Here is a 10,470-nt window from a genome sequence, read left to right on the forward strand (position 1 = left end):
CCAAGCTTTTCTGGTCGGAACCCCCTAAGCCGAGTTTTCAAGGTGCTGCGCCGTCCACTTGGTTTTCGAGACTGGCCTTTTAATTCTAACGTAAAGCCAACCTAGAACGGCGGGGTTTCAGACCCAAAATTTCCGATGACCAATGCACCTGACGACTACGATAGTCCTTGGAAAACGGCTCTGGTGCGGTATTTCCAGGAATTTCTGGCGTTTTACTTTCCGGCGGCTTATGAGTCCATTGATTGGACATTCCCCCATAGGTTTCTGGAGCAAGAACTGGCCCAAATTGTGGCAGATGCGGAATTAGGGCGGCGACGGGTGGACTGTTTGGTAGAAGTGACCCTGACCACGGCCAAGCAGGAATGGGTTTATATTCATGTGGAGGTTCAGGGGCGACCGAATAGAACCTTTGCTGAACGGTTGTTTATTTACAACTATCGGCTTTATGACCGTTACCGTCGCCCGGTTGCAACCTTAGCCGTGTTAGCAGATACAAATCCAAGCTGGCGACCCCAGGGATTCAGCTACGACTTGCTTGGTAGTCGGACAAGCATTGAATTTGCGACAGTAAAAATTCTTGACTACGCCAACTGTCTCAATGCTTTGCTAGACAATCCCAACCCTTTTGCCCTGGTGACTGCGGCCCATTTATTAACCCAACAAACCCGCAATAATCCGTCAGGGCGCTATGACGCCAAGTGGCAGTTGGCTCGATTACTATATGAGAGGGATTGGGATAAGCAACGGATTCTTGATTTGTTTGGCATTATCGACTGGTTAATGAAGTTGCCCCAAGACTTGGAGAAACAACTGTGGACATCCATTCAAAATTTGGAGAAAAATAAAGCCATGCCCTATGTCTTATCGGTAGAACGTATTGCCCGTCAAGAAGGTCGTCAAGAAGGTCGCCAGGAGGGTCGTCAGGAGGGGCTTCTCGAAGGAGAATCTCTGCTGATTGTGCGACAGTTGTCAAAACGATTTGGTACCCTGAGTCCGGATGTGGTGGCCCAGATTCGTGGGCTGACGGCGTCGCAATTAGAACAGTTGGGGGAGGCTCTCTTGGATTTTCAATCCTTGGCGGATTTGGATAACTGTTTGGATTCCCTTTAAATTCAGGTTTGTTAAGCGACCAGTTTAGTCAGTCCACTGCCGCAGCCCTAGACCGAGTTACGGATTTTGCTATTGGTACTGATAAAATTGACCTGCTTAGTCAAGCTGGTGCGGCAATATCGTACTTTTAGCCCTGAAATATATGATAGCGATGATAGTTTAAAAAATCTAAATCTGGTGAAAAGCGAGCGGGAACATTTAAAGTTTTACCGCGATAGTTGATAAAATTTAGTGCTAACGTCTCGCTACCTTGATCCTGAGCCTTTTTTTCGATCTCATGGCCAATAATTAATCTTAAATCCTCATCGAAACTAATTAAACCTCGATCGAAAGCAGTATCATGAGTACGAGCTAGGCACAAGCCATTATGAGGGTTTAAACGCTGTTCAGGAAATTGACTCCAGGGTAATATATGACTAGCTGTTAGTAACAGCGGAATGGGATTTCCTGTAATACAGCAACGATAGTTATATAATGCTAAAATTGTCTTTCTAAAAAAGTTTTGTCCGATTCTAACTTTTCTGATTGCCTCGTTTTCTGTTTTAATCTTTTCCGAAAAATCAAGTCTAGTAAAATCCTCTTGCTGTTCGTTGATAACTCCTAAAAGAACCTGTAATCTTTCCTCACTTTCTAGGGCTAATTCTGTCCAGTTATCCTCGAACTCCTGCCAGATTTGCCGATCAGCTTTACTGATACCTTTTAACCCCTGTACTCCTCGCAATTGATGCCTGGGATCGAGAGAACCAAAATTACATAGTTTCATCACCAGGGCCGATGGTGTTCGCTGTAACTTTTGAGCGACTTCGATAATAATAGGATTATTGGTGTGGAATTGTCCATAGGGAAATTTATAGTATAAATTGAGAGCGATCAGCAGCTCATCCCTTGTCCATAAATTCTTAGTCATAGCCCTTGGAAAATACCACCATCAGCCCTGAAATTACTGCTCAAATCAAATCGGGAAAAACTTCGCGCACTGCTGGATGAATTAACCGATGATTGGCGACATTTAACCCCTTAGCGAGGGAAACATCTTGATCCAAAGCTTTTACTCCATGGTCGGCTAATTTAATAACGTAGGGTAGGGTACTATTATTTAAAGCTTGAGTTGCCGTCCAGGGTACTGCTCCAGGCATATTAGGCACTCCATAATGTACTACTCCCGACTCCAGGTAAGTCGGTTGACTGTGGGAAGTGGCCCGCAGGGTTTCCACGCAGCCGCCTTGGTCCACTGCCACATCGACAATTACGGAACCAGGGTTCATTTTGGCGACTAAAGAGCGAGAAACCAGCGTCGGCGCTCGTTTTCCTAAGACTAGCACTGCTCCAATCAATAAATCGGCCCTAGGAACCACATTTTCTAATTGTGCCGAGCTACTATAAAGCAATTCTACCCGCGAACCGAATAAAGTCTCTAAATAGGCCAAGCGCTCGACGTTAATATCTAAAATAGTTACTTTTGCCCCCATACCGATGGCAATTCTGGCCGCTTCCGTACCCACCACACCACCGCCAAGGATAACCACTTGTCCAGGACTCACCCCAGGGAACCCCCCCAGTAAAACTCCCCTACCTCCCTGTTGTTTTTCCAGATAGCGGGCCCCAAATTGTACCGAAAGACGACCGGCAATAACACTCATGGGAGTTAAGAGAGGCAAACGACCATCGGCAAGCTCGACCGTTTCATAAGCGATCGCAGTTGTTCCCGACTCAATTAATGCTTCCGTTAAACAGCGCTCGGCTGCTAGGTGTAAATAGGTGAAAAGGAGAGCCTCCTTGTTTAAAAAGCCGTATTCTGCCTTAAGCGGCTCTTTTACCTTGACAACTAGCGGTTTATCCCAAACTTGGGCCGCTTTTTCCACAATTTTGGCCCCGGCTTTTTGGTAATCTTCATCGCTGAATCCGGCACCTAATCCGGCGGCCGTTTCCACAAATACCCTATGACCGCGATCATTGAGTACACGCACACTACTGGGACTTAAACCGACGCGAAACTCTTGATCTTTAATCTCTTTGGGAACACCTATTTCCATGGTTTGCTTCTGGGGGACTATTTCTAACTACTTTAGCCTGTTAGTCCTAGTCTGCCAGTTATCAGGCATACTATTGGGGAATTTTAGTGACTTTTTTGGTATTCTTCGAGCAAATCGATTAAATCTATCTGACATTTGCTGGGTAACAAATCCGCTAGGGAAACTTGCAGATGACCACCTCCGAGGGTGACTTTTATCTCCCGCAGGATAGACATGACTGCATTCTCACTTAAACTGTCGTTTTCGAGCAAAGGGAAGACTTTTTCGGCAACGACGCTGTGTAAATGTGCTTCCCGGAGATAGAGATGCCATTTAGCCACGTCAATGTAGATATTGTCCCCGATTTGGGCCGCCAGATTTTCGATGTCCTGAGTTGTGTTAGCCATGGGATGTTACCGAGTAGTCAGCGATCGCCGCTATATAAATCAAATGTCCCACCAATAGGATAGCCCAAATTCCCGTGAACAGATTTAACCAAGTCCAATCGGAAAATTTAATGATATGAAAAAACCACAACCCTGAATTAATCGCTAAAAAACCCGCTACATGAACGGCGAAATTCATGCGATCATCTAAACGTCGGAAAGCGGGATCGTTTTTGCGGTCGGGTTGACGGGGCCAACGAGGAGGCATAAGCAGTGATCAGTTATCAATTATCAGTTATCAGTGTACCGTTTTTTTTAGCTAAGTTAAGTTGCCAGAGTTCCTATCCTAACCAAGAAGTTAATTTTGTCCTCTTACTTATCTACTGGTGACAATTTCCACTTCGGGTAAGATTTCTAAAGATAAACGGGTTCTGACGGTGCCAGAAAGACGTTTAAGCAGTTGTGGGCGTAAATCGCGCAGAATATAGATTAATTCATCTCCTGTGCGCCATTCTTCCCTTTCTGTGACTACCTGTAGGGAATTATCGCGGCGCAATAGTAGGGGCAGCAGTTCGCCATTTTCGATTAATTTAGTTAATCTGGTTTGTTGTTCGCTCAAATCATCGGCTTTAAAGATAGTTTTACCCAATTTAATCTGATTATCGTCTAAATACTGATTCCATTCCTTGACCGAAAAACTAGGCAGAAAAACCTGATTAACCTTATTTTTATCTGGGTTAGGGGTTCCCGCAAAGGCAGCCAACACCCGGGGAGGATGAAATTCCTCCCCGGCTCTTTGGGCTAAAACCAGATTAACCTCGCTATTATTAGTCAAAACCAGAAAAGTCCCCATGGATTCGATGCCGGCTTCTTGCAGTATTTTTGTATCAAGTGCGCTACTCTGCAGCACCGTCAAACCCTCTTGTTTTGCTTGCTGACAGGCCGCAGCATCCGTATCGATTAAAACCACGTTTTCCCCTTGTTCTTGGAATAAACAGCCGATTAAGCGACCTAGGGGATTACAACCGACGATTACTGCCCCTGTTGCCGCAGAAGAAGTGATTTTTAGCCCTTTTGCCACCCACCGCGCCGTTAATCCCTGAATAAAAACGGTCATTAAAATTGTTAAAAAGACTAAAGCTTTGATCGCTTCACCGCCATTAATACCGGCACGGGTGAGTAAAATGGCAAATAAAGAAGCTACGGAGGCAGAAACGATTCCCCTAGGGGCAACCCAAGCGATAAATAGCTTATGTCGCCAATTTAGGTCACTTTTTAGGGTACACAGAGCCACACTCAGGGGACGTACCACCAGCATCAAGACTAACACGGTCAGGACGCTGCCCCAACCCAAAGCGATCACACTGGCGATCGAAAGATCCGCCGCTAGTAAAATAAACAGTACCGACACGCAAAGAGTGGTTAATTGACCCTTAAAACGTCTTAATAACCGCTCATCGGGAACTGCCGCTGCTTTTAGCACAATTCCCGCCATTACCACCGCCATTAACCCCGATTCACTGCGGCTAAATTGCGATAAACCAAATAACCCCCAGACTCCCGCTAAAACCACGAGATTCTTTAACTCAAAAGTCAGAAAATTGCAAGTTTTTATAATAAAACTTAACAATCCGCCGCCGACAATGCCGATCGCCGCCCCGATACCTAAACGCAGGGTTAAACCAGTGATAATTGCCATGGGGCGGGAATGACTATCAATAATCGTATTTAGCACCACTACGGCTAAAATTGCGCCCACAGGGTCGATTAATACCCCTTCCCCTTCCAAAAGCGTCGCCACCCGTCGATCTACGGCTACTTGCTTCAGCAAAGGCCCGATCACCGTCGGACCAGTTACCACCACTAAGGAAGCGTAAAGAAATGCGATCGGCCAGGGAAATTCCCCCAACCAGTGGGCTGCCATACCGCCACCGATGAGAGTGATGGAAGTACCGAGGGTGACAAGGTTGCGTAAACTGCCAGAAACTCGCCCTAATTCCCGTCCGCTTAGGCTTAAACCGCCTTCAAATAGGATAATCGCCACAGAGAGGGCAACAAGGACTTCTAAACCAATTCCCAGACTTTGGGGGTGTAAAATTTCCCAACCATCGGACCCTAAAGCAATCCCAAAAATGAGCAGGAAAACAATACTGGGAACTTTCAGGTATTCGGCGATGACTTGGGCTGTAATCCCCGCCACCACAGTGATGACAATTTGCAGAGTAAGGGCGAAAGATGGATCCATGTTTAGCGATCGGTTATCGGCTATCGGTTATCGAGGCGGGGTTATGGTTGGGGTTTAATCATTCTAATTTTGACTCTCCCCCGCTAACCGCTCGCGCGGTGTAGCGGGAGATTCTCGGTTCATAGGTTTTTAACTAGATCGACCTGGTTTAACCCAGTCGATCCCCGTCAAATCGCCTCCGCGAGCGTTTTCTAACACGGTCAGTCCGACCGCGTTTTTTCCTCGGTTCTCGATTACCTTCGCTGATGCCGTGTCTCTCGGTTCAATGTGGCCGCAAGAATCACACCGGTGAACTCTTTCTGATAACGACTTTTTGCCAGTAATCGCGCCACAATTCGGACAATCCTGGGAAGTTCCGTTTTTATCGACCTTAAGATAATATTTCCCCCGTTTCCAAGCGACAAACGGTAGTATCTCGTTAATAAAACTACCGATGCCCGAATCCAGAGATTGTTTTCTAACGATCCCTCTAGACCAGGAAATGAAGTTAATATCTTCGACAAAGATATTATCAGCAAGATCACAAAGGTAATGAGCTAACTTAAAGTGCCAATCTCTACGAGTATTAGACACTTTTTCATGTAATCTCGCTATCTTCTCCTGAAGTTTTAACCAATTGCTAGAGCCTTTAGTTTTCCGTTTCAAGCGTCTTTGTAGCAATTTAAGCTTACTCTGTACTTTCAACAAAAATCGAGGGGCTTTGATTAAATCTCCCCGTGAAGTAGCAACAAAACTCTCAATCCCCGCGTCAATTCCTAAACAGGTTTTCCCCACTGTCATATCGGGAACTAATTCCGTAGATTGGAAGGAAACCGAAACGTAAAATCCCGACGCTTTTTGGATAATTCGAGCTTGTTTAGGCTCGAACCCAGACGGGTATTCTCTAGATTGCCTGATTCTAATTTTTCCCAATTGTGGAAAATTTAAGTATTCGTCACCTAGAAAGCTTTTTGACAGCGCAGGAAAAACAAAACTCCGCATCTTTTTCTTAAATCTAGGAAAGCCGAAGCCTTTCGATTTCATCTGGTTAAACGCCTTATCTAAAGTTTTTAAGACTTGCTGTAAAACTTGAGCGTTAACCGTCTTTAATATCGGGTAAACTTTTTTAGCTTCCGTTAGATTTTTAGCTTGAACGAAGTAATTAGGATAGGGTTCATCCGCAGGAATTATGTACTCGGAAACTAGCGAACAGTGATCCGCAAGACACTTTCGAGAGTTTAACCAATCTTTCCGTTCTGAAAGAGCGTAATTATAAACGCTTTTGCAAACATCAAGAATGTGGATTATCTCCTGTTCCTGTTGTCTGTTTACCTTTAGTTTGTACTGGTAGGTAAGCGTTATCACTGTCTTTCGTGAGCGTGATGTATAGTTAAATTATAACACTTACTGCCTAGGATATCAACTATAGCGGTTCTCACACCTGTGTGGCACAGTTTAACCTTTGCTAATTAAGCTTTTCACCATCGATAATGTATCTCTTGCGAACAGGAAACGCTATAATTACAATCATGGACCAAACTAATCGCTAACCTTAAAACAGTTAGTAGTCGCTTAATTAGACAAGAATTTCCGTATTTGGCGGCCGAGTATTTCGACAACAAACCCTATTTTTGGACGGGAGCTTATTTCGTGGCTAGTTGTGGCGACGTTAAGTAGTCATGCAAAATTAATTACCTGCCCGATCGAGCTAAAACCCTTACGGGGCAATGATCGTCATGTGTAAATAATTTTGCCTAGGTACTTACTGTCGAACAACTAAAAAAATACGTCGAGAACCAAAACTCCCCGAAAGTGGAAACGCTACCGCGTTAGTTTTATTCTGGTCGCGATTCATCTCGCTCCATTGAGATAGTTTTGATTCCCGCTCTGGCCCGGTCGGGAGGAAATAATACCAATTCTCCAAAGTCTGACTACAGAAGTTTAATCCCCCTAAATCCCCCTTAAAAAGGGTGACTTAAATTCGATGTGTAGTTTTCATTTAGAGAAATGGTATAAGCATATTCCAGAAAAAGGGTTTTTTTGAGAAACCCGTTTTCTAACTGATAACTCAAAAAGATTGGGATTGAATGGCTGTGATTACCACCGTATTGATAATATCGGGAACGGTACAACCGCGACTGAGATCATTGACGGGTTTTTTTAATCCCTGTAGGATTGGACCAATCGCTAAAGCTTTTGTTTCCCGCTGTACGGCTTTATAAGTATTATTCCCTGTATTCAGGTCAGGAAAAATAAACACCGTTGCTTGGCCCGCCACCTCTGACCCCGGCATTTTTTGGGCGGCTACTTCCCTATCCACGGCCGCATCGTACTGAATCGGCCCTTCTAGCTTCCAATCGGGGCGTTTTTCCCTGGCGATTTTGGTCGCTTGTCGTACTTTTTCCACGTCTTCTCCCTGGCCCGATTGACCCGAAGAATAGGAAAGCAGGGCGATTCGCGGTTCAATTCCGAATTTTTGGGCGGTTTCGGCGGAAGATAGGGCGATTTCGGCTAATTCCTCGGCACTGGGGTCGGGATTGACCGCACAATCCCCATAAACCAAGACTCGATCCTCTAGACACATAAAAAAGACCGAGGAGACGATCGCACAATCGGGCTTAGTTTTGATAATCTGGAGTGCAGGCCGAATCGTGTGTTGAGTGGTATGCACCGCCCCCGATACCATACCATCAGCATCGCCCTGATACACCATTAAAGTGCCAAAATAGGAGACATCCTGTGCATAATCCCGGGCCATATCGAGATTCATTCCCTTGGCTTTTCTCGCTTCGTAGAGGGTCTGCACATAGCTTTCAAAATGGGGACTAGCCACGGGGTCAATAATTTGCAGGCGATCGAGATCGAGAGTGATACCATGTTTTTTAATCACCATTGCAATCTCGTCCGGTTGTCCCAAGAGGGTTAAATCGACGATATCCTGTTCGATTAAAACTGTGGCTGCCTGGAGGATGCGCGGTTCAGTCCCTTCGGCCAAAACAATGTGACGTTTTTGCGCTTTGGCCTGTTGTACGAGATTATAGGTGAACATCTTCGGGGTAATCCCCTGGGTCCGCAAAGTGCGAATTTGCGCTTCTAGGCGATCGAGATTGATGTTACTGTGAAAAAGCTGCAGACTGAGGTTAATTTTATCGTAGTCCGTCGAGGTCAGGGTGGTTCGCACATCGTGGATGTGTTCGGCCGTGGTGTAGGTATCGGTGGTGACGGAGAGAATCGGTAAGGGATCGGGCAAACCGTCAATTAAACGGGCGATCGAAGGATTGAGGTTATGACCTGCTGTTAAGACTATACCAGCTAATTGGGGATAATTGGCCGATTGGTGGGCCTGTAACATCCCGATAATCACATCGCCGCGATCCCAAGGGGTGATAATTAAGCTATCTTCTTTTAACCGCTCTAGGGCATTTTGCATCTGCATGGCCACCACCAGAAAGTTACTAGCTAAACTATCTAATCTTTGCTGTCCGTAGAGAACTTTTGCCTGTAATTGTTGGGCGATTTCTGCCACTCGCGGGCTGCTAAGTTTGGCATTATGGGGAATCACTCCTAGGGCATATTCTTGGGGGGGAAAAATTTTAGTTAGGGTTTTCCGTAATTCCTCTATTTTTTCCTCTTCAGCTTGATTGATAATAATCCCAATCACCTTACAACCTTTATCTTGGTAGGTGTCGCAGGAAATCAGGATCGGACTAAGGGCATCTTCGATACTGCGCTGGTAGGCATTACCTAATATTAAGATGGGATGGCCGAGATTTTTGGCGATTTCTGTATTTAGTTCAAATTCAAAGGCGGAATTTTCTTGCAGATAATCGGAACCTTCACAGAGGATAAAATCATATTTGTTTTCTAAGTTTTTAAACTTTTTGATAATTTTTCCGATGATTTCATCAAATTTTTGTTGTACCAATAACTCCTTCACTTCGTCGTAACATAAACCGAAGGCCTCTTCGTAGGTTTGTTCTAATTTAAAATAATTGAGGATTAAGTCAATGTCTTCGTCCCGATGACCTTGGGAACAGTCGAGAACAATTGGCTGGAAAAAAGCAACTTTATTAGTTTTGCGGAGAATTAAGTCAATAATTCCTAAAGCTACTAACGCTTTACCGCTTCCCGTTGCCGTCGTGCTGATATATAAAGAGTTAGTCATGGGTAGAGAAGAATAATAACGAATAACGAGGGTGGGATTTAATTGGGCTACCTCAACCTTGAGGTGGTTTTGATCCCCCCTTAATCCCCCCTTAATCCCCCCTTGATCCCCCCTTGATCCCCCCTTAATCCCCCCTTAATAAGGGGGGCAGCGATCAAGTTGTCTATAAGGGCGTGAATTGTTGGCAAATTTTCAGTAAACTATCTTTATTTGTTGGCTAATCCAGAGATTTTTGTCCCAGAGCGATCGCTGTTTAAATATCTACTAGAGAGTGATCGACTATACCTTGTAATCTAGCAGTTATTTTGTCCGATTGCTGTTCACTGGTAACATTTTTTCCATCGACTTGATTTAATTTCCTCAGATTACAATAAAGACTCCAGAAAATCCTATCACCGGCTTTCCAGCTAGGGCTTGATTTTTCATAAAGATTTAAGTAGGTAGGCGTTAAAAGTTGTCAGACACCCCCCTTATCAAGGGGGGCAGGGGGGATCCCCCCGCCTATCGGCACCCCCCTTATCAAGGGGGGCAGGGGGGATCGAACCTAAAATCCATTTTTAATTTAATTATAAC

General features: G+C 44.9%; 8 protein-coding genes and 2 pseudogenes. 3 read left to right on the top strand and 7 right to left on the bottom strand.

The window, feature by feature from the left end; translation table 11 throughout:
* Positions 1–135: 135 nt before the first annotated feature.
* Positions 136–1,110, top strand: a complete 975-nt coding sequence (locus tag IM509_RS18085; protein ID WP_002785426.1) for a DUF4351 domain-containing protein — start codon at positions 136–138, stop codon at positions 1,108–1,110.
* Positions 1,111–1,130: 20 nt separating this feature from the next.
* Positions 1,131–1,232, top strand: a pseudogene (locus tag IM509_RS24390) (bluetail domain-containing putative surface protein); the annotation flags it as partial.
* Positions 1,233–1,237: 5 nt separating this feature from the next.
* Here IM509_RS24390 and IM509_RS18090 read toward each other — a convergent pair.
* From IM509_RS18090 to IM509_RS18115, 6 genes are all read right to left on the bottom strand, one after another.
* On the bottom strand, positions 1,238–2,017 hold the full coding sequence (locus tag IM509_RS18090; RefSeq protein ID WP_052276344.1) for an HNH endonuclease: 780 nt from the start codon (positions 2,015–2,017) through the stop codon (positions 1,238–1,240).
* Positions 2,018–2,057: 40 nt separating this feature from the next.
* Entirely contained in the window at positions 2,058–3,143 is a 1,086-nt protein-coding gene (gene ald, locus IM509_RS18095; RefSeq protein WP_052276345.1) for an alanine dehydrogenase, read from the bottom strand.
* 83 nt (positions 3,144–3,226) lie between these two features.
* Positions 3,227–3,529, bottom strand: a complete 303-nt coding sequence (locus IM509_RS18100; RefSeq protein WP_004161125.1) for a DUF3181 family protein — start codon at positions 3,527–3,529, stop codon at positions 3,227–3,229.
* Positions 3,522–3,776, bottom strand: coding sequence for a hypothetical protein (locus tag IM509_RS18105; protein ID WP_052276346.1), 255 nt, complete (start codon positions 3,774–3,776; stop codon positions 3,522–3,524). Before IM509_RS18105 ends, IM509_RS18100 begins: the two co-directional genes overlap by 8 nt.
* A gap of 108 nt (positions 3,777–3,884) precedes the next feature.
* Complete coding sequence (locus IM509_RS18110) at positions 3,885–5,753, bottom strand: cation:proton antiporter (protein WP_052276347.1); 1,869 nt, start codon at positions 5,751–5,753, stop codon at positions 3,885–3,887.
* Positions 5,754–5,882: 129 nt separating this feature from the next.
* Positions 5,883–7,097 (bottom strand): RNA-guided endonuclease InsQ/TnpB family protein, encoded by a 1,215-nt coding sequence (locus IM509_RS18115; RefSeq protein ID WP_052276348.1) that lies wholly within the window; start codon positions 7,095–7,097, stop codon positions 5,883–5,885.
* A gap of 168 nt (positions 7,098–7,265) precedes the next feature.
* Between IM509_RS18115 and IM509_RS18120 the strand changes: the two are divergent.
* Positions 7,266–7,409, top strand: a pseudogene (locus IM509_RS18120) (transposase); the annotation flags it as partial.
* 391 nt (positions 7,410–7,800) lie between these two features.
* Here the strand turns inward: IM509_RS18120 and pta are convergent.
* On the bottom strand, positions 7,801–9,897 hold the full coding sequence (gene pta, locus IM509_RS18125) for a phosphate acetyltransferase (RefSeq protein WP_052276349.1): 2,097 nt from the start codon (positions 9,895–9,897) through the stop codon (positions 7,801–7,803).
* Positions 9,898–10,470: the final 573 nt, after the last annotated feature.

The organism is Microcystis sp. M31BS1 (genome assembly GCF_020245285.1).
GTDB lineage: Bacteria > Cyanobacteriota > Cyanobacteriia > Cyanobacteriales > Microcystaceae > Microcystis > Microcystis panniformis.